Origin of the sequence: Phycobacter sedimenti, from assembly GCF_038148855.1 — a bacterium.
In the GTDB taxonomy this organism is placed as follows: Bacteria; Pseudomonadota; Alphaproteobacteria; order Rhodobacterales; family Rhodobacteraceae; genus Phycobacter; species Phycobacter sedimenti.
This window is the reverse complement of sequence record NZ_JBBVGR010000002.1, coordinates 528,308-548,309: the sequence shown is the minus strand read 5'-3', so window position 1 is coordinate 548,309 and position 20,002 is coordinate 528,308. Positions and strand designations below refer to the sequence as shown.

The 20,002-nt window shown below is 58.8% G+C and carries 13 protein-coding genes and 1 pseudogene; 7 read left to right on the top strand and 7 right to left on the bottom strand.

Features of this window, described 5'->3' with window-relative positions; translation table 11 throughout:
• Positions 1-578 precede the first annotated feature (578 nt).
• Complete coding sequence (locus tag AADA15_RS05675; RefSeq protein ID WP_341640567.1) at positions 579-1,652, bottom strand: tartrate dehydrogenase; 1,074 nt, start codon at positions 1,650-1,652, stop codon at positions 579-581.
• Between the two features lie 128 nt (positions 1,653-1,780).
• Between AADA15_RS05675 and AADA15_RS05670 the strand changes: the two genes are divergently transcribed.
• From AADA15_RS05670 to AADA15_RS05660, 3 genes are all read left to right on the top strand, one after another.
• Positions 1,781-2,695 (top strand): LysR family transcriptional regulator, encoded by a 915-nt coding sequence (locus AADA15_RS05670; protein ID WP_341640566.1) that lies wholly within the window; start codon positions 1,781-1,783, stop codon positions 2,693-2,695.
• A 185-nt stretch (positions 2,696-2,880) separates the two neighbouring features.
• Positions 2,881-3,837, top strand: a complete 957-nt coding sequence (locus AADA15_RS05665) for a TAXI family TRAP transporter solute-binding subunit (protein WP_341640585.1) — start codon at positions 2,881-2,883, stop codon at positions 3,835-3,837.
• 92 nt (positions 3,838-3,929) lie between these two features.
• Positions 3,930-6,491 carry a TRAP transporter permease gene (locus AADA15_RS05660; protein WP_341640584.1) on the top strand — a complete coding sequence of 854 codons (2,562 nt, stop codon included), beginning with the start codon at positions 3,930-3,932 and terminating at the stop codon, positions 6,489-6,491.
• 4 nt (positions 6,492-6,495) lie between these two features.
• Here the strand turns inward: AADA15_RS05660 and AADA15_RS05655 are convergent.
• The 6 genes and pseudogenes from AADA15_RS05655 to AADA15_RS05630 form a co-directional block, all read right to left on the bottom strand.
• Positions 6,496-7,488, bottom strand: a pseudogene (locus AADA15_RS05655) (aldo/keto reductase).
• A 375-nt stretch (positions 7,489-7,863) separates the two neighbouring features.
• Positions 7,864-9,081 carry a tyrosine-type recombinase/integrase gene (locus tag AADA15_RS05650; RefSeq protein WP_341640565.1) on the bottom strand — a complete coding sequence of 406 codons (1,218 nt, stop codon included), beginning with the start codon at positions 9,079-9,081 and terminating at the stop codon, positions 7,864-7,866.
• Between the two features lie 364 nt (positions 9,082-9,445).
• Positions 9,446-10,939, bottom strand: coding sequence for a methyl-accepting chemotaxis protein (locus AADA15_RS05645; protein WP_341640564.1), 1,494 nt, complete (start codon positions 10,937-10,939; stop codon positions 9,446-9,448).
• A gap of 418 nt (positions 10,940-11,357) precedes the next feature.
• Positions 11,358-12,761 carry a TRAP transporter large permease gene (locus AADA15_RS05640; RefSeq protein WP_341640563.1) on the bottom strand — a complete coding sequence of 468 codons (1,404 nt, stop codon included), beginning with the start codon at positions 12,759-12,761 and terminating at the stop codon, positions 11,358-11,360.
• A gap of 10 nt (positions 12,762-12,771) precedes the next feature.
• Positions 12,772-13,443 carry a TRAP transporter small permease subunit gene (locus tag AADA15_RS05635; RefSeq protein ID WP_341640562.1) on the bottom strand — a complete coding sequence of 224 codons (672 nt, stop codon included), beginning with the start codon at positions 13,441-13,443 and terminating at the stop codon, positions 12,772-12,774.
• 80 nt (positions 13,444-13,523) lie between these two features.
• Positions 13,524-14,540 carry a C4-dicarboxylate TRAP transporter substrate-binding protein gene (locus tag AADA15_RS05630; RefSeq protein ID WP_341640561.1) on the bottom strand — a complete coding sequence of 339 codons (1,017 nt, stop codon included), beginning with the start codon at positions 14,538-14,540 and terminating at the stop codon, positions 13,524-13,526.
• A 504-nt stretch (positions 14,541-15,044) separates the two neighbouring features.
• Between AADA15_RS05630 and acs the strand changes: the two genes are divergently transcribed.
• From acs to AADA15_RS05610, 4 genes are all read left to right on the top strand, one after another.
• Positions 15,045-17,006 carry an acetate--CoA ligase gene (acs, locus tag AADA15_RS05625; protein WP_341640560.1) on the top strand — a complete coding sequence of 654 codons (1,962 nt, stop codon included), beginning with the start codon at positions 15,045-15,047 and terminating at the stop codon, positions 17,004-17,006.
• A gap of 4 nt (positions 17,007-17,010) precedes the next feature.
• Positions 17,011-17,694, top strand: coding sequence for an adenylate kinase (locus AADA15_RS05620; protein ID WP_341640559.1), 684 nt, complete (start codon positions 17,011-17,013; stop codon positions 17,692-17,694).
• A 213-nt stretch (positions 17,695-17,907) separates the two neighbouring features.
• Positions 17,908-18,192: a DUF4212 domain-containing protein gene (locus AADA15_RS05615; RefSeq protein ID WP_341640558.1), complete on the top strand. Its 285-nt coding sequence runs from the start codon at positions 17,908-17,910 to the stop codon at positions 18,190-18,192.
• A gap of 3 nt (positions 18,193-18,195) precedes the next feature.
• Complete coding sequence (locus AADA15_RS05610) at positions 18,196-19,977, top strand: sodium:solute symporter family protein (RefSeq protein WP_341640557.1); 1,782 nt, start codon at positions 18,196-18,198, stop codon at positions 19,975-19,977.
• Positions 19,978-20,002: the final 25 nt, after the last annotated feature.

Genomic DNA, 20,002 nt, shown 5'->3' with positions numbered 1-20,002 from the left:
GAACAAGAAAAACTTGGAAATACCCTCCGCACCACGGCCCAACACCAGCTCGTAGATACCAAATTCGAATCAACCGTGTGCTGGCAGGCAGTCAGAAACACTCATCCGCAAGCGGCTCCGCACATGCGCTCTCCGACAAAGACCTGCACACTCTACCGTCCTCATAGTATGAACAGCCCGCTATGCGCAGATTGCGCCCTTTGCAAAGTCTGGGCCTCAGGAAAAAATTCATGCTCCGACCGGCCCAAAGCTGCCGTTAGATAGGCGCTTCGATTGCTGCACTGCGGACCGTAAAACCGGACTTTCGATGCAGCTACTCGGCCCGGCAAGTACTACGGACGAGCCGGCCCTTGATACCAACTGACACTACGTTGGGTTACGCTGAACTATGGATATTCGATATGCAGAATGCCGAAAGCTCAACAGACGGCTTCTCTGGCTATGTTGCGGCGCAGCTTCAATGCGGCTCGCGGAGAGCGGGTTGGGTCCGACACTGAATTGAGCGGGCTGCGTCGGGCTAAGCACTTCAGCACGCCTCAGAATAGCGCTTAGCCCGTCATTTTCCGGCGGAAGCCGATCTAAATGTTGTCACCCCTGATTGCATCGCAAACAGCATCCGTCACGTCTTGAGTATTCGCGTCGCCGCCAACATCAGGGGTCATGACGCCGTCCGCACATACCTTCTCGACGGCCCGCATCAGCCGCCGCGCGGCATTGGCCTCGCCGATATGTTCAAGCATCTGTGCCGCTGTCCAGAATGTTGCAACTGGATTTGCAATGCCTTTCCCAGTGATGTCGAAAGCCGATCCATGGATCGGTTCAAACATAGACGGATATCGCCGCTCTGGATCAATGTTGGCGGTCGGAGCTACGCCCAGCGAGCCGGCAAGCGCCCCTGCAAGATCAGACAAGATGTCTGCATGCAGGTTCGTTGCGACGATGGTGTCGAGGCTTTGCGGCGATTTCACCATCCGCACGGTCATTGCGTCCACCAGCATCTTATCCCACGTCACGTCGGGGAAGTCTTTCGAAACCTCTGCTGCGATCTCGTCCCACATGACCATGCCATGGCGCTGAGCATTTGACTTGGTCACAACCGTGAGGAGCTTGCGAGGGCGTGATTGCGCCAGCTTGAAGGCGTATCGCATGATGCGTGTCACGCCGACGCGCGTGAAGAGTGCGACCTCCGTGCCTACTTCTTCGGGTAGACCCCGATGCGCGCGACCGCCCATCCCGGCATACTCGCCTTCAGAATTCTCACGAACGATCACCCAATCAAGATCGTCAGGCCCGACGTCCGCGAGGGGCGCCTGAATGCCGGGTAGAATGCGTGTGGGGCGCACGTTTGCGTATTGATCAAAGCCCTGACAAATCGGCAAACGCAGTCCCCATAGCGTCAGGTGATCTGGAACATCGGGTGCGCCGACCGCGCCGAAAAAGATCGCGTCGAAAGCTTTGAGCGTTTCGGTGCCATCTTCGGGCATCAACGCTCCCTCGCGCTTGTAACGTTCGGATCCCCAGTCAAAGTGCGTAAACTCAAGCTGGAAGCTGCCATCGCGCTTGGCAAGCGCTTCAAGGGTCTGGATACCTGCGGCAATGACTTCCGGTCCGATCCCATCCGCGGGAATTGCAGCGATCTTATATATATTCATTTTCTACCCTCTGAACGCGTTGACGGTTGACCCTGTGAGCGGTGCGTTGCCCGAAAGTGTATCTTTGGTTGACTGACCATAAGCAATCGTGGCCATATCATATAAAAATTTCATATAATGAGGTCCCGATGGAATTGCGCCAACTGCGCTGTCTGATCGCCGTCGCCGAGACACAGCATTTCGGCCGTGCGGCCCAGAAACTTGGTATGCTCCCTGCGTCATTCGGAAGACACATCAAGTTGCTGGAAGAAAAGCTCGGTGGGCAACTCCTTGTCAGAACAACACGACATGTGGCGTTGACGGATGTGGGACGAGAGTTTGTTGCCCAGGCCCGCGATTTGGTGGAACGCGCCGATCGGATGGAGCGCATTTTTCGAGAAGGCACGCATGGAAAATCAAGGGTTTTGCGAATCGGTGCAATTGACAGCGCCGCTGCGGGGCTGATGCCGCAATTGCTCCAGAAGGTTCGTGAAGACTATCCCGAGATCGATGTGGAGCTTCTGGAGCAAAAGACCATTCGTCTTTTGCCTAGGCTGTTGTCAGGACGCCTCGACGTCGCAATTGTGCGCCCCCCCGAAAGGCCCGACACCCAGTTGGAATTTCTGCCGCTGTTTTCGGAAACTGCCGTGGTCGCAATGCCCGAGAACCACCCTCTCGCGATGCGCGAGACGGTGACCATTGATGACCTTGCGGATCAGCCGTTGATTGTTCCGGATCGCGGATCACGCCCTCACAGCCACGATCTGACTATCAAACTGTTTCTGGAGGCGGGCTACACTGCGCGCATCGCTCAGGTCGCGGAAGAAAAGCAGACGATTATCAGTCTTGTCAGCACCGGGCTCGGGCTCGCAATTGTCCCTAAGTGGGCGTCGCGGCTGGCAGTTGGCGGTGTGAATTTTGTCGAACTAAAGGGGCCGACAGATAATGCAAAACGGAGCCTTGCGCTAACAGCTGTCTGGCTCAAGGAAACCAGACACGACGCCAGAGATGCCTTTCTAAAAGTCTTGCAAGATAACTTGCTGGAGCTTTCGAAGACAGCTTAACACTAATTGTATCATTAATTTGTATAATCGCAGATCACTCAAGACGCTGGTCGCGAGCAAATTTGGCGTATTACAATTCCTCTAATAACTCGAATTGTGCGGTCCAAGGCCTATCTTGCACCCTACATTCGGAAATTGGGAGGAAAGACATGAGTTTTAATCGTCTAACATGCGCAACAATCGCGATGACACTGACCGTGGCCGTCGCGGGAGGCGCCGCGGCACAAGACCGCGCCGATTGGCCAGAAAGCTTCACCATCGGGACCGGCTCGCAGGGCGGCACATATTTCGGCTACGGCTCCGGTTGGGGTGGTATTGTCGCTGAAGCCATAGGCGTTTCGGGCGGCGCGGAAGTGACCGGCGGGCCAATGCAGAACATGTCGCTCGTTCATGCGGGTGATCTGGCATTCGGCATGACAACGATGGGTCCTGCGGCCGAATCTATCGCCGGAAACAACCCCATTGCGCCCGGTCTTCAGATGACCAACGCCTGCGCAATGTTCCCGATGTATCAGACGCCGTTCTCGATTACGGCACTGTCGTCGTCCGGTATTGAAAGCGTTGAGGACATTCCCGCCGGTGCAAAGATCGGCTTTGGGCCTGCTGGCTCGACATCCGACACCTACTTCCCACGCATGATGGAAGAGCTGGGTGTTGATTTCGAACGCCGCAACGGTGGCTGGTCCGATCTGGGCGGTCAGTTGCAGGACGGTCTGCTCGACGTAATCGCCTTTGCCGCCGGTGTTCCGGTGCCTGCCGTGTCGCAGCTTGAAGTCCAAACCGATGTGAACATCATCGAGTTCACCGAAGACGAGCAAGCGAAAATCACCGCGGCTTTCCCGGTGGCGCAGTTCGACATCGCAGCCGACACCTACCAAACCCTCGACGCGCCTGCGCGCTCCGTGTCGATGTGGAACTTCGCTATTGCAAACTGCGATCTGCCAGAAAGCTTCGTCTTTGAAGTCGTAAACGCGGTTATGTCTGACAATGACCGCATGGTTGCTACACACAAGGCGGCGCGTTCGACACTGCCCGAGTTCTGGGACCGCAACTCCGTGATGAAGTGGCACCCCGGTGCTGCAAAATGGTTCATGGAGAACGCTGGCGCAGACATCCCTGCAGATATGGTCCACGGCGGCTAAGTTCTCTGCCTATGTGGCAGGACCAGACAAACGTATCCGCGCCTGACGAGGGCGCGGATATTTTTCACGCAGGCAGGCAATCTGGGGATAAAATGATGGTGCAAGAAAATACGTCAATCAATGACGATCACCTGATCGCGGACGGGGTGGACGAAGAGCCTATCGAAGGAAACCGCCGACTGTTCCAAGGCCGTGGCTTTGTCGTCATTGCGGCGATCGCCACACTTTACGCGGCACTGCACATGATCGCCTTGAATGGTGTGTCATTGTCCAACATGATTGCTATGCCGACAACTATTCAAGCCGAACGCGCCGACGCCGCTGCTGATGAGGCGTTCTCCGATTTACTCGCGACGCTTGGCCCCGCCGGTCAAGCATTTGAAGGCAATTCCGTGCGTCGCCTAAAGGCTCTTGCAGACGAAACGATGGCAACGGCAGATAATGCGGACGAAATTGCTGCCAGCGTGGCTGCCTTGGATGCCGCACGGGACCAAGCAGCAGCCCTGACACGTGAGGCGCGCGCCGTGCGCACAACGTGGTCCGAGAGGCTGTGGTTCTTGCCGCAATTCCCACTGGAGACCTGGAATTTTCGCATCCTCCACATCGGCGGCGCCCTAGCGCTCGGGTTTATGCTTTTTGCCTCCAGTCAGTTTGGTGCTGGCTTTGCCGCGCGCGGGAGCGGCTTGCAGATGATCTCCGCGGCATTGCTCATCCCTGTTGCCTGGTCGGCTTTTACCGTCTTGGGATTCGCCAATTTCCTCGCCTCCGACGAAGCCGCCGAGGTTGGTGGACGTGTAATCTGGATGTCTTTGCCTGAGGGCAGCGAGCGCCTCGCGGCATTCCCAGGCTATACTGGCATCTTCGAAGCCGAGATTTGGCAATTTGGTGTACCGCTTTTGGTGGCAACATTCGCCGCGATTGTCATCGGGTGGGTCGATCGTGTGGCACGAGATCGTTTTGCAATCTCTGATGTTGTCTTGGCGCTTTGCGGTCTCGTCGTCGCATTCTATCTGGTTACGGTCTACTCCACCGCCGCGCGCAATTCGGTAGGTACGGCAGAAGTCCCGATTGGGGTTGCCTTTGCCGCCACAGCAGGCGCTGCCCTCATCATGGAATTGACCCGCCGCGTGGCTGGTCTCGCGCTGGTGATCATTACGGGTGTTTTCCTGATCTACACCTTCACGGCGCATCTGTTGCCCGGCATTCTTGCGGTGGAAAACGCCTGTAGCTGGCAGCGGTTCTTCGGCCACGTCTACTCTGACGCAGGCATTCTGGGGCCGACTACAGCGGTGTCGTCCACCTACATCATCCTGTTCATTATCTTCGCCGCGTTCCTGCAGGCCTCCAAGGTGGGCGACTACTTCGTCAACTTCGCTTTTGCTGCGGCGGGGCGTGCGCGGGGTGGCCCTGCGAAAGTTGCCATTTTCGCCTCTGGCCTCATGGGCATGATCAATGGCACTTCGGCAGGCAATGTTGTGGCGACTGGATCGCTGACCATCCCGCTGATGAAGAAGGTGGGGTACCACAAGAAAACCGCTGGTGCGGTCGAAGCAGCGGCCTCGACAGGCGGGCAGATCATGCCGCCAATCATGGGCGCCGGTGCGTTCATCATGGCGGAAATCACGGGGATCCCCTATCAGGAGATTGCGATCGCAGCGATCATCCCTGCGGTGCTCTACTTCGTCTCGGTCTACCTCATGGTGGATTTCGAGGCTGCGAAACTCGGCATGCGCGGCATGCGCGAGGATGAGCTTCCCAAGTTCAACAAGATGGTCCGCCAGATCTATCTGTTCATCCCGATCGTCATTCTGATCTATGCGCTCTTCCTGGGTTACTCCGTTATCCGCGCGGGGACGCTCGCCACTGTCGCGGCGGCCGTCGTCAGCTGGCTGACACCCAACCGCATGGGGCTGCGCGCAATCCTAAAGGCGTTCGAACTCGCAGGCGTTATGTCGATCCAGATTATCGCGGTCTGTGCTTGCGCAGGGATCATCGTTGGCGTCATCAGCCTCACAGGTGTTGGCGCGCGGTTCTCGGCTGTGCTCCTCGACTTGGCTGCGGCATCGCAGCTTCTGGCGCTGTTCTTCGCGATGTGTATCGCGATCCTCCTTGGAATGGGCATGCCAACAACAGCTGCTTATGCAGTCGCTGCGAGCGTCGTCGCGCCGGGCCTTGTGCAACTGGGTATCCCGCAACTCACGGCACATTTCTTCGTGTTCTATTTTGCGGTTCTGTCGGCAATTACTCCACCCGTTGCGCTGGCAAGTTATGCCGCGGCAGGGATATCTGGTGCCAACCCGATGGAAACTTCGGTGGCCTCGTTCAAAATCGGGATCGCTGCATTCATTGTGCCGTTTATGTTCTTCTACAATTCGGCGCTCTTGATGGAAGGCTCCACACTGGACATCCTTCGTGCAGGGGCAACCGCCATCATCGGGGTGTTCTTCCTGTCCAGCGGTGTTCAGGGGTGGTTCGTCGGGGCACGCTCGGCATGGTTCATCCGCGGTCTGCTGATTGTCGCAGCATTGTTCCTGATATCGGGCGGGCTTTTGACTGACCTTATCGGCGTCGGGATTGCGGTGGCGACGTGGTTCGTGCAGCGCCTGTTCCAGCCAAATCCCGATGCGCCAATTCCCGTGAGAGGCGCCGACTAACGCATCAGGAGTAGCCTTCGGACCCGTTCCATTGAACCTTCGAGTATCGGTCGCCATGTGCCCAGCCGACGGGCAACAGGCGATCGATCTCCGTCTTCATGTCCTCTGTCAGAGTGATGCGAGCCCCCTCCACACACTCTTCCAGGTGTCTGGCCGAACGGGTTCCGGGGATCGGTATGATGTTCTCAGCTTGGGCGAGGCACCATGCGATGGCCATCGCGGCGGTCGACACCACGTGATCGGCCGAGAACGCGCGGAATGGAGCGATCCTCGCCAGATTGAAGCCAAGATTTGGCTGCTGGAAACGCGGGCTGTTCTTGCGGAAATCACCATCCGCAAATGCGTTCGGATCAGGAATATGATCGCTGAAAATCCCCCGCCCAAGCGGAGAATAGGCAACGAACGCAACGCCAAGCTCCCGTCACGTTTGCAACATGCCCAATTCCGGCAAACGGGACCAGAATGAGTACTCGCTCTGCTCCGCTTCAACAGGCCCGACGGCCACTGCTCGTCTGAGCGAGGCAGGAGAGATTTCAGAGAAACCGATGCCGCCGATCTTGCTTTCTTTCTTCATCCCTAGAAGGGCATGCATCACCTCTTCAATCTCAACATCCGGATCTCGACGGTGAATGTAGAAAAGGGCGATATGCTCCCTTTTAAGGCGCCGCAAAGATGCGTCGAGCAGTTCTCTAAGGTAGTCTGGTTTGTTGTTGAAGCCGCGATTGCCATGCTCCCGGTCGCGCGAAATCCCGGCTTTGGTTGCAATGCGAATGTGGTGATGCGCCGGCGACAGAAACCGTCCAAGGATTTCCTCAGAGACGCCCAGTCCATAAATGTTGGCTGTGTCGAGGTGCTCGACCCCTAAGTCTGTCGCATGGGAAAGCGTTTCCCGCGCTTGAGATTCCGAAGATGGTCCATAAAACCGTCCGAAATTCATACATCCCAAGCCGATAGGAAAAACTGGCGATACCGCGTGAACCAACTGACGTCGTTGCATAGGGAAATCTTGCCAATTCTGCGTCAAAGGAACCAAGTCAAGGCAGCGTAGCCGAATACGGCCCACCGCATGCCACCATCGGCCTTATAAGCTCAGCGGTCAATTATTCGGGGCATCGCATTGGTAGGTTTGCCTTCGAAGCGGCCACAAGTCTTTTGCAGAATTTGTGGATTTGAACTTTAATTGAACGGCTGCTTTCGTCAGATGGGCTCTGTGCTAACGCACTTGCAGCGAAGGTCCGCCTTCCGCCCCACCTTTTGGATCTGCCCGCTTGAAGGGTTTGGCTGATCGGGTCCGCTTAGGGCTGGGAGCCGCCATCTATGTACACGACATGAAACAGTATTTCTCGTTGACTTCACACTGGTTCAGAGTGTCCTAGCCTCTCCCGCGCCCTTCCAAATGCGCAGCCCATTGGTTCATTAGCTCAAAGCGGTTTTGAACGAGATCGGACCGCCGGTATGCTCGCTCTACAGTGCTGCCAACATTGTGCGCTAAGGCAAGTTCCGCGAGAGTATGGTCCACACCGTTCTCTGCCGCCCAATCTCGAAAGGTGGAGCGCAGACCGTGCGGAACTGCGGGTAGTTTTGACCGTCCATCAAGAAAGCGCGCGCCCCCATTCGCCTGTGCGGCTTCATCCATACGTCGCATCACTGCGGAAAGGGACATATCCGACAACTGGCCGCCTTTGCTGGAAAAGAAAACGAAGTCGCACCCTTCCAGCTTGGGCATGCTGAGCAACAAGTCCATTGCTGCATCAGATAATGCCGCCCTATGTTCGCGACGTGCTTTCATGCGCTCTTTCGGGATGATCCACAGACGTTTTTCGAAATCCACTTCATCCCATGTCATCCCGCGAACTTCGCCAGACCGGGAGGCTGTGAGCGTAAGAAAGCGAAGCGCGGTCGCGCCCATACCTTCGCGCTTGCTCAGTTCCTTCCAGAAATCGGCAGCTTCCGTCACCTGCACAGCCGGGTGGTTCTTCTGTTGTTTAACCCGTGAAGGGTTTGGCAGCACTTCAGAGAGGTTTCCTTTCCAAACCGCCGGGTTGGTTGTTTCCCGGTGGCCGGACACAATGGCCCAGGAGATTACAGCCTCAATACGTTGACGCAGCCGTGTCGCAGTCTCTGTTTTGTCTTTCCATATCGGCTCCAAAACACGGATCACATCTTCACGTGTCAGATCGCGAACATAAATCGAACCCACGATCGGAACTGCGTAGGTGTCCAACGTAGCGCGCCATTGCTTTTTGTGTTTCTCGTTGCGAAACTCAGTCATGCGTATCTTCAGGTACTCTTCGACAGCATCCGCGAAGGTCAAGACAGCACGGTTTTTCTGTTTTTCGGAGATCGGATCCACGCCGTCACGTACCGCACGACGGTTTTCAAGCGCTTGCTCTCGCGCCATCGCCAAAGTCACGATTGGATAGGATCCCAACCCAGCCTCTCGGACTTTGCCGTACAGCGTGAAGCGTTGGAGCCAGTGTTTTCGTCCGTCAGGTTTGACACGCAGGCGCAAACCCGTCCCGTTCTTGTCACTGTACACACCAGGAGCTTTTATGTTGCGGACGAATGTCGCAGTTAGACTGCCGTTCATATAACCTTGTCCCCCCTATCGTTCCCCCTCTGAAACCCAGATTTTCGAGGATTTCGCCGGAATTCTCTGGAACGTACTTCCTTATAAAATCGTTATGTGGCAATTACTTACAGGTCAATAATGGATTTTTTAGGAATTCTGAACGGCGGACTGTCTCTCCGCCACTACCCCCATAATCGACACTTTTGTTCCGATTCCGTAGGCTCCCGTGCGTCATTGCTCTACCGCCTTTCAAGGCGGTGTGATGCGAAGGATTTGGCCTTCCTGCCCGGTTTCCGCCCAAGAGAAAACCGCACGGTCCCAGCCAAAGGAAACCGTGCGATCAAGATCATACCGAAGTAGGAAAAAGGGCGGGTCGTTGTCCTCAGAACCCGACCGCGTCCTGCATCGGCGCCGGGCGCGTTTCAGCTTTGCCCGCCACATCAGCCAGACGCCGAACGTTACCACCGGCGGAGACCGTGAAGGTTCCGACCAGTTGCGACAGAACCTGCGTGTCCTGCTGAAGCGACATGATGGCGGCAGCCGTTTCCTCAACCATGGCCGCATTCTGCTGTGTCACCTGATCCAGCTGGGAGACACCGGTGGCGATTTCCGCCAGACCCGTCGACTGCTCACGCGCGGAATTGACGATTTCGGTGGTCAGTTCAGAAACCTTCTCGATGTCTTTGACGATCTCCGTCAGGGTCGTTCCCGCCTGATCCACCATGGCAACCCCATTGTCCACATGCTGTGTGCTGGTGCCGACCAGTTCCTTGATTTCCTTGGCCGAATCTGCGGCGCGCTGCGCCAGGCCGCGCACCTCGGAGGCCACGACGGCAAAGCCCCGTCCGGCTTCGCCTGCGCGGGCTGCCTCGACGCCTGCATTCAGTGCCAACAGGTTCGTCTGGAAGGCAATATCGTCGATGACACTGATGATCTGGGAAATCTGAGCCGATGACTCCGAGATTTCGCGCATCTTGGTCACGGCCTGATCAGCGACCTCGTTGCCCTTTGCGGCATTCTGGCGGGTCTGCAAGACCACCCTTTCCGTCGAGGAGGTCGACTCTGCCGAAGACTGCACGCTGCTGTTGATCTCTTCCACGGCAGCAGCGGTTTGCTCCAGCGTGGCGGCCTGGGTTTCGGTGCGGCGGGACAGGTCCTCTGCAGATTGGTTCACCTCGCTTGCGATCCGGTTCAGATTGCCTGTGGACTCCTGGATCGTAACGATCACATCCCGCATCGAGTCCATCAGCGCGTTGAAGGACTGGCGCACCGTGTCGTAACGGGCGGGGAAATCGCTTTCCTCCGGGCCGGGAATCGGACTGGACAGGTCACGCCCGGACATGCGGGCAATGCCATCAGACAGGTACTTGAACGCAGTGTCCTGTTCGGCTTTCTGAGCCGCGAAGTAGGCCGCGATCACCTGATAGGTGTCAAAGGCAAAGGCCCGTGTCAGAACGCCCAGCAAGTCGCCCTGCCTGCGTTTTGAAAACTTGCCCACAAGCGGACCTGCACGCTCCAGCAAACGCTGCTGGATATAGGCGTTGGCGCGCGAATACCCGGACAGATACATGGAAAACGGCAGCTGGATCTTGAAGTGCACGGAGCCGACCCGTTCGGCAGAGGCAAGGTCGTCGTCGTCAAAGCTGCCTGACAGAAGGCGCTGCCAGTGCTTTTTCTGTGCCGCGCGCGCATGCGCCATCACGCTTTCGTTCGGAAAGAACTGCGCGATCTCGGCATCGGCTACGGCGAAGGAATAGAAATGCTCCAATGCGTCATCCAGGATGGGCGCCACCAATTGTCCGGCCCGGATGAGCTTTCGATGGTCATCTCCGGTCAAAGCAAACTTTGAAAGAGTGTCCTGTGTGTCACGCGCCATCGTATGTCCTCATTATGTCGACAAACCCTAAAACATCTCATCGTGATACTTTTTCACGATGAATTTGCGGTATTAACCCCAAGGTTTGTTAACAATTGTACAATTGCGTTTCTCCGACCTTCACCTCAGTGGAAAGCCGTAACAATCAAACGCCCCAAGGCTTCATTGAAACGGAATGGAATTGGCACGTTTGCTTACTTTTCCTTCGGTTGCGCTGTGAAGGACTGGACCGAAATGTCCAGTACGAACACATGCGGATTTTTTCATATATCAACATTCAAAGATCAGAATGCATGCGCCAAGTGGCGAATCATGTGATTACTTTGCTGCCAAACCGTGCAGCATATCCGGCTCTGCACAAAAAAGAGCCGCCCCACCTTTCCGGAGGGACGGCCCATTTGTCAGTCTGGTCTGCGCGCTAGCCGGCGAGGGACGGCAGGTAGAGCACAATTCCCGGGAAGGCGACCAGCAGCGCGATCGTCACCGCATCTGCAACGAAGAAGGGTGTAACGCCCTTGAAGACGTCCTGAACGGTCAGATCATCCCGAACCCCGGCAACAACGAAACAGTTGAGACCGATGGGTGGGGTGATCAGACAGAACTCGGCCATCTTCACCACCAGGATCCCGAACCAGATCGCGCACATGGTGCCGTTCATCCCGAAGGCACTGTCGGCGGCAGAGACGGTCTCGCCGCCATTCAACGCCATGACGGCCGGGTACACCACTGGAAGGGTCAGCAGCAGCATTCCGATTGCATCCATGAACATGCCCAGCACCGCATAGGCCAGCAGAATGCAGATCAGGATCACCATCGGCGACATCTCAAGCGAAGTGATCCAGTCAGAGAACGCACCGGGCAGGTCCGCAAAGCCGAGGAAGCGCACGTAGATCAGAACGCCCCAGATGATCGAGAAGATCATTACCGACAGTTTCGCCGTCTCCAGCAGCGCCGATTTCAGCTCGGCCCATTTCATGCCGCCCTTCAGCGCATAAAGGAACACGATGAAGGCGCCGATGGCGCCGCCCTCGGTCGGGGTGCCCCAGGCCTGATCGCCAAACGGGTTGTAGACAAAGCAGATGATGATCAGAACCACCAGGATGATCGGCAGCGCCCCCGGAAGGGAGGCAAAGCGCTGACCCCAGGTGAAGCCTTTGACCGGCGGGCCGACTTTCTTGAAAACAACGGCAATCCCCACGATCAGCGCGCCATAGACGAGCGCCGAGAACGCACCGGGGATGAAGCCCGCCAAAAGCAGCTTGCCCACGTCCTGCTCCACGATGATCGCATAGATCACCAGAATGGCCGAGGGCGGGATGAGCGAGGCCAGCGTACCCCCGGCAGCCACCACGCCCGCGGCGAACTGCTTGTTATAGCCGATGGCCAGCATCTCGGGGATGGCGATGCGGGCAAAGACGGCCGAGGTCGCCACCGACGCGCCCGACACGGCCGCAAAGCCAGCGGTGGCAAAGACGGTCGAAACCGCAAGGCCGCCGGGCAGCCAGGCAATCCAGCGCTTGGCAGCTTCGAACAGCGCCTTGGTAAGGCCTGCGTAGTAAGCCAGATAGCCGATCAGGATAAACGTCGGGATCAGCGACAGGGCCTGGCTGGACACTTTGGAATGGGGCACCTGCCCCGCCGTCTTGACTGCAATTGTCAGCGCCTTCATGAAGCGGGCCGGATCGTAGCCGAACTTTGCCCAGAAGATCCAGGTCAGCCCGACCAGCCCCGCCAGGGCCGCCGCAAAGGCGACGCGCATGCCGGTGACCACAAGAACAAGAAGAAAGCCCGTGACCCACAGGCCGATTTCGATCGGTTCCATCTATTGCGTCCTATTCCTGTGCGCTGCGCCCGGCGGCGCTGCTGGCAGTGTCATCATCATGGCCGGTCAGCACATCCGCTTCATGGGCGGCCTGGGCTGCGGCATCCTGGATCAGGGGCACGGCGGCGGGGGTCTCGAGACCCAGTACAAAGGCCCGCCCATAGGCCCAGACCTGCAACAGAAGGCGCAGGCACAGAACAGAGAAGGCCACCGGCGCCAGCAGTTTGGCCGGCCAGAGCGGAATACCGATATCGATGGAGCTGTCCCGGCTCCAGAGCGGCGCCGCGAAATCGAAGGACCGCGAGAAATGCGCCCAGCTGCCCCAGACCAGAAGCAGCATCAGCGCCAGAATGAGCACAACCGAGAACAGCTCGAACAGCCACATTGCGCGGCCCTTCAGAGAGCCGATCAGGATATCCATACGGATATGCCCGCCGTCCCGCTGCACATAGGCAATTCCCATGAAGGCAATCAGCGGCATCGCCTGCTCGATCCAGTCCACATAGCCCGGCAAGGGCGCATTGAACGCCGACCGCCCGCCGACCGATACAACCGCCATCACCATCAGCGAAAACACTGCAAGGCCGCTGACCAGAGCCAGGACCTTCTCCACACCCAACAGCTTCTGGTCCAGTCTGCTGACCAGGCTATCGTCAACAATTACCGCGGCGTTCCCCGCCATGGCCCCACCTTTCTCTTGATACGACAGAATGCAAAAACAGGCCGGGAGAGTGTTCCCGGCCTGCTGATGCGGGCGCGCGCTTAGTTGCCCGCGCGGGTGTTTTCGAGGGTGGTCATCACCAGATCATAGAGTTCCTGACCGGGAATGCCCTGGGCTTCCATCTCCTTGATCCACTCCTCACGGATCGGATCGGCGGCTTTTGCCCGGAACGCGGCCAGTTGCTCGTCCGAGATCATGACCTTCTGAACGCCTTTTTCCTCCAGAACGGCGTCCCATTTGGTCAGGAGCTTGCCGTAGTTCTCAAGGTAGTGCGCAATTGCCTCGTCGATGGAGCTGTCCAGCGCTTCACGCTCAGAGTCGCTGAGGGCGTCATAGGCGTCGGTGTTGACCACAACAGGGCAGTTCACGGTGCCGGGGTTCAGGTTCGCGGTCCACCAGTCGGCCTTGTTGATGGTGCCAAAGCTGAGGTGCGCATGCTGGGCAAAGGCCACCGTGTCCACCACGCCGGATTCCATCGCGTTGTAGGCTTCGGTCGCAGGCACCGAGGTCGGCACGCCGCCAACAGCCTCGAACGCCTTGCCCAGACCGCCGGTCGCACGCACGCGCATGCCGTCGAACTCGGCCAGTTCGTCACGCGGATCGCCGGTGCCAACCAGGTTGTACTGCGGCATGGGCGACGTCATCAGCAGCTTGGCGTTCCAGCGGGCCAGATCCTTGGCCGCTGCGGGGTGCGCATAGACAGCGTGGCTGACGGCGACTTCCTCTGCCAGATTCTGCACGCCCAGGAAGGGCAGTTCCAGAACGGTGATCGAGGGGTTTTTGTCGCGGTGGTAGCCCGCGCAGAACTGCGCCATTTCAAACGCGCCGATGGAGATGCCGTCCAGGTTCTCGCGCGGTTTGGACAGGCCACCGTAGCTGACGTTCATGGTGAAGGCGCCACCGGTCTTTTCGCTGACCAGCTCGGCCAGCTTTTCGACATGCTCGGTAAAGGCGCGGCGCTTGCCCCAGACGGAGACGTTCCATTCGGTGGCTGCGGCCTCACCGGCGATCGCAAAACCAGCAGCAGCCGCCACAGCGGCAGTCAGAAGTTTGTTCATGATAATTCTCTCCCATTGTGCGCCCTTGCATCACTCCCGGATCTCGGCCCGAGGGGCGCTTGAGGCTCAAGCTAACCTCAAGGCAGCGCACTGCCAAGCCCTCCCCCGCTCAATTTCCTGCCAGCGCCTGCTGAGTCTGCTTTTCGGCGCCTTGTCCCGCGCATCGGACCTCGTTGCGCACATTTTGCCGCAGGGATCCCCATGCCCTGCAGGTGCAGAACCAAAGAAATCGCCCCGGACAGCCCCTAGGTTGAACCGCATCGCCACGCCAGGCGTTGACAGCCAAGCCACTAACAGAAAATGATTTTTCCCCCGCATCACCCCTCCAATTAACAGCCTCAGAAAAGACAGGAAATTCATTTACAAACAAATCGTTGTTTTTCTTGCGCTTATTCACTTCTTTTCAACATTCCCTATTATGACCAGCGAGGAAGGAAACGGTTTGACACCTGCGCCCCGGCGCTGTCGGGTGACAAACTGAGGAGAAGTCAGGGAGGACACCAGATGACCACGCAGCCTGAAGGCAAAGTGTATCCGCCGTCTGAGGACGTCATTGCCCGCGCCCATGTGGACGCGGCGAAATACGAAGAGATGTACGCAGCGTCGATTGCCGATCCCGAAGCCTTTTGGGGCGAACAGGGCAAGCGGATCGACTGGATCAAACCTTTCACATCCGTGAAGGACGTCAATTACAACTTCGGCGAAGTCTCGATCAACTGGTATGCGGATGGCACGCTGAATGTCTCGGCCAACTGCATCGACCGGCATCTGGAAACCCGCGGCGATCAGACCGCGATCATCTTTGAACCGGACGATCCGAACGAGCCGGCGCAGCACATCACCTACAAGGATCTGCACCGCAACACCTGCCGGATGGCCAACATTCTGGAATCGCTAGGCGTGCGCAAGGGCGACCGGGTGGTGATCTACCTGCCGATGATCCCAGAGGCCGCCTATGCCATGCTGGCCTGCGCCCGCATCGGCGCCATCCACTCCATCGTCTTTGCCGGCTTCAGCCCCGACGCGCTGGCTGCCCGGGTCAATGGCTGCGATGCCAAGGTGATCATCACCGCTGACGAGGCCCCGCGCGGCGGCCGCAAGACGCCGCTGAAATCCAATGCAGACGCGGCCCTGCTGCACTGCAAGGATACGGTCAAATGCCTCGTTGTGAAACGCACCGGCGGTCAGACCACATGGGTCGACGGGCGCGACTTTGACTATAACGAGATGGCACTGGAGGCGGATGACTACTGCAAGCCCGCCGAGATGAACGCCGAGGATCCGTTGTTCATCCTCTATACTTCCGGCTCGACCGGTCAGCCCAAGGGCGTGGTGCACACCACGGGTGGCTATCTCACCTATGCGGCGATGACGCACGAGATCACCTTCGACTATCACGATGGCGATATCTACTGGTGCACCGCCGATGTAGGCTGGGTCACCGGTCACAGCTATATCGTCTATGGCCCGCTCGCCAATGGTGCCACCACGCTGATGTTCGAAGGTGTGCCGACCTACCCCGACGCCAGCCGGTTCTGGCAGGTCTGCGAGAAACACAAGGTGAACCAGTTCTACACCGCCCCCACCGCCCTGCGCGCGCTGATGGGTCAGGGCAACGAATGGGTCGAGAAATGCGATCTGTCCTCCCTGCGCCTTCTGGGCACCGTGGGCGAGCCGATCAACCCCGAGGCCTGGAACTGGTACAATGATGTCGTCGGCAAGGGAAAATGCCCCATCGTCGACACTTGGTGGCAGACCGAGACCGGCGGCCACCTGATGACCCCCCTGCCCGGCGCCCATGCGCTGAAACCGGGTGCGGCTATGAAGCCCTTCTTTGGCGTGCAGCCGGTGGTTCTGGACCCGCAATCGGGCGCCGAGATCGAAGGCAACGGCGTCGAGGGCGTTCTGTGCATCAAGGACAGCTGGCCCGGCCAGATGCGTACCGTCTGGGGCGATCACGAGCGCTTCGAGAAGACCTATTTCTCGGACTACAAGGGCTATTACTTCACCGGTGACGGCTGCCGCCGCGATGAGGGTGGCGACTACTGGATCACCGGCCGCGTCGATGACGTGATCAACGTCTCCGGTCACCGCATGGGCACCGCCGAAGTGGAAAGCGCTCTGGTAGCGCACGCCGCCGTGGCCGAGGCCGCCGTGGTGGGCTACCCGCACGAGATCAAGGGCCAGGGCATCTACTGCTATGTGACCCTGATGAACGACCGCGAGCCCTCGGACGAGCTGATGAAGGAACTGCGCACCTGGGTGCGTACCGAGATCGGCCCGATTGCCAGCCCCGATGTGATCCAATGGGCCCCCGGCCTGCCCAAGACCCGTTCCGGCAAGATCATGCGCCGCATCCTGCGCAAGATCGCCGAGAACGACTTTGGCGCGCTCGGCGACACCTCGACCCTCGCCGATCCGTCGGTGGTGGACGATCTGATCGCAAACCGCGCGAACAAGGGGTAAGGCCATGACCACGGATGTGATGACCCGCCCCGCCGTTCTGATCCTTCTCGGCCCTCCGGGCGCCGGGAAGGGCACACAGGCCCGCATGCTGGAAGAGAGCTTTGGCTTGGTGCAGCTGTCGACCGGAGACCTTCTGCGCGCCGCCGTGGCTGCGGGCACCGAGGCTGGCAAGGCTGCGAAATCGGTGATGGAATCCGGTGGTCTGGTGTCGGACCAGATCGTGATCGCCATCCTGCGCGACCGCCTTGCCGAGCCTGACTGCGCCAAGGGCGTGATCCTTGACGGCTTCCCGCGTACCGCCGTTCAGGCCGAGGCGCTGGATGCGCTTCTGTCCGAAACCGGCCAGAAGATCAACGCCGCCATCAGCCTTGAGGTGAACGACGACGCCATGGTGACGCGCGTTGCCGGGCGTTACACCTGCGCGGGCTGCGGTGAGGGCTATCACGACAGCTTCAAGCAGCCCAAACAGGCCGGTGTCTGCGATAAATGCGGCGGCACCGAGATGAAGCGCCGCGCCGATGACAATGCCGAAACCGTTGCCAGCCGCCTTGCCGCCTATCACGAACAGACTGCACCGCTGATCGCCTATTACGGCGACAAGGGCGTTCTGCAAAAGATCGACGCCATGGGCCAGATCGATGAGGTCGCCAAGGGTCTGGCGGCGATTGTAAAGACCGCCGCGCCCTAGGCCCGGCCAACACCCGGACGCCTGGCACAAGCTGCCGCCGGGCGCCCGCTTCACAAACCGAAATACCCGATGGAACCGCCAAAGCCCGCTTTGGCGACCAAAGGAGTAATGCCTGATGTCTGCCCATCTCAATACGGGCTGCGCGGGCAAACAGGGAAGGCTTGCCCAGCGCAACGCGCAAGGCAGGCACAATTCTAGCAAGGAGGAGCCGCAATGGCGGACCACACAACCAATGCCTCAAAGGCTGCCAAGACCGACAAGGGCTATTGGCAGGCCAATGTGCGCATCATTCTGATCAGCCTGGTGATCTGGGCTGTCGTTTCATTCGGATTTGGCATTCTGCTGCGCCCGATGCTCTCTGGCATCTCGGTGGGTGGCAGCGATCTGGGCTTCTGGTTTGCCCAGCAGGGATCGATCCTGGTCTTCCTGGGCCTGATCTTTTTCTACGCCTGGCGGATGAACCGCCTCGACCGTGAATTCGGCGTCGAGGAGGACTAAGCCATGGATCAGTTTACAATCAACCTTCTGTTCGTTGGCGCGTCCTTCGCGCTTTATATCGGTATCGCCATCTGGGCGCGCGCCGGATCGACGTCCGAGTTCTACGCCGCGGGTCGGGGTGTGCACCCCGTCACCAACGGCATGGCCACGGCGGCGGACTGGATGTCGGCGGCTTCCTTTATTTCGATGGCCGGTCTCATCGCCTTTACCGGCTATGACAATTCGTCCTTCCTTATGGGCTGGACCGGTGGTTACGTGCTGCTGGCGCTGCTGCTGGCGCCCTACCTGCGCAAATTCGGCAAGTTCACCGTATCGGAATTCATCGGTGACCGCTTCTACAGCCCCACCGCGCGTATCGTGGCGGTGATCTGCCTGATCGTGGCTTCCACCACCTATGTGATCGGCCAGATGACCGGCGTGGGCGTGGCCTTTGGCCGTTTCCTTGAGGTCTCCAACACCGCGGGTCTGTTGATCGGTGCCTGTGTGGTCTTTGCCTACGCCGTGTTCGGCGGCATGAAGGGCGTGACCTATACGCAGGTTGCACAGTATGTCGTGCTGATCATGGCCTATACCATCCCGGCCATCTTCATCTCGCTGCAGCTGACCGGCAACCCGATCCCGGCGCTGGGTCTGTTTGGCGATCACGCCGCCTCGGGTGAGCCTCTGCTGGCGAAGCTTGACGCCATCGTGCGCGAGCTGGGCTTCAATGAATACACCGCCCACCATGCCGATACGCTGAACATGGTGCTTTTCACCCTGTCGCTGATGATCGGTACCGCCGGTCTGCCCCACGTGATCATGCGCTTCTTCACCGTTCCCAAGGTGTCGGACGCACGCTGGTCCGCTGGCTGGGCGCTGGTCTTCATCGCGCTGCTGTACCTCACGGCCCCGGCAGTTGGCGCCATGGCCCGCCTGAACATCACCGACATGATGTGGCCCAATGGCACCAATGGCGAAGCGGTCTCGGTCGAGCAGATCGAAAACGACGCCCGCTATGACTGGATGGCCACCTGGGAGAAAACCGGTCTCCTGGCCTGGGAAGACAAGAACGGCGACGGCCGCATCCAGTACTACAACGACGCAAACGCCGACATGCAGGCCAAGGCAGCCGAGAACGGCTGGCAGGGCAATGAGCTGACCAAGTTCAACCGCGACATCCTGGTTCTGGCCAACCCCGAAATCGCCAACCTTCCGGGCTGGGTGATTGGTCTTGTGGCGGCTGGCGGTCTGGCGGCGGCGCTGTCCACGGCGGCGGGTCTTTTGCTGGCGATCTCTTCCGCAGTGTCGCACGACCTGATCAAGGGTTCGATCAATCCGAACATCTCGGAAAAAGGCGAGCTGCTGTCGGCCCGTGTTGCCATGGCGGTTGCCATCGCGGTTGCCACCTACCTGGGCCTCAACCCTCCGGGCTTTGCGGCGCAGACCGTGGCGCTGGCCTTTGGTCTGGCGGCAGCCTCGATCTTCCCGGCGCTGATGATGGGCATCTTCACCAAGGTGAACAACAAGGGCGCGGTTGCAGGCATGATCGCAGGTCTGGTGGTGACGCTGATCTACATCTTCCTGCACAAGGGCTGGTTCTTCATCCCCGGCACCAACAGCTTTACGGATGCGGATCCGCTTCTGGGCACCATCAAGTCCACCTCCTTTGGTGCGATCGGCGCGATGGTGAACTTCGCGGTGGCCTATGTGGTCTCCAAATCCAGCGAGCCGATCCCGACCGAGATCGAAGAGCTGGTGGAAAGCGTCCGCATCCCGCGCGGCGCGGGTGCCGCTCAGGATCACTGATCCTTTCCTCCCGGGGCGGGCCGCC